1 protein-coding gene is annotated in these 438 nt (G+C 70.1%); it reads right to left on the bottom strand.

From position 1 onward, the window contains the following. The coding region (locus ACLD7X_RS19035; RefSeq protein ID WP_411425243.1) for a hypothetical protein at positions 1–438 on the bottom strand (438 nt) is incomplete at both ends.

Raw genomic sequence — 438 nt, forward strand, 5'->3', positions numbered from 1 at the left:
GAGGCGTTGCTGCGGTAGCCGATGGCGATGGCTCCCGAGAGGGGTGAGCTACCCGCGTTGGCAACGGCCTCCCGGCCGATGGCAATGGTGTTCTCGCCAATGGCGTTGGCGTCCTGGCCGATGGCCACGGTGCCAATGCCATTGGCATTGGCGAAGGCCCCCACTGCTACAGCGGCGGTTCCGGTGGCGTTGGCGTTGCGCCCGAGGGCCGTGGCGCTGATGCCATCCGCCCGGGAGTTGGCCCCCAGGGCCGTGGCTCCGGACTGGATGGCGAGGGAATCCGAGCCGATGGCGGTGGTGAAGTCGCCGTTGGCATTGGCGCCCGGTCCGTAGCAGACGGCGTTGGCGCCGGTGCCGGTGCAATTGAGGCTGCTGACGGCGGCAGCGGAGGCGGCTGAGCGGGAGAGGGTGCCGTCGTCGTTGGCGAGGATCAGGCCG

Source organism: Aphanothece microscopica RSMan92, from assembly GCF_046613545.2.
Taxonomy (GTDB): Bacteria; Cyanobacteriota; Cyanobacteriia; order PCC-6307; family Cyanobiaceae; genus NIES-981.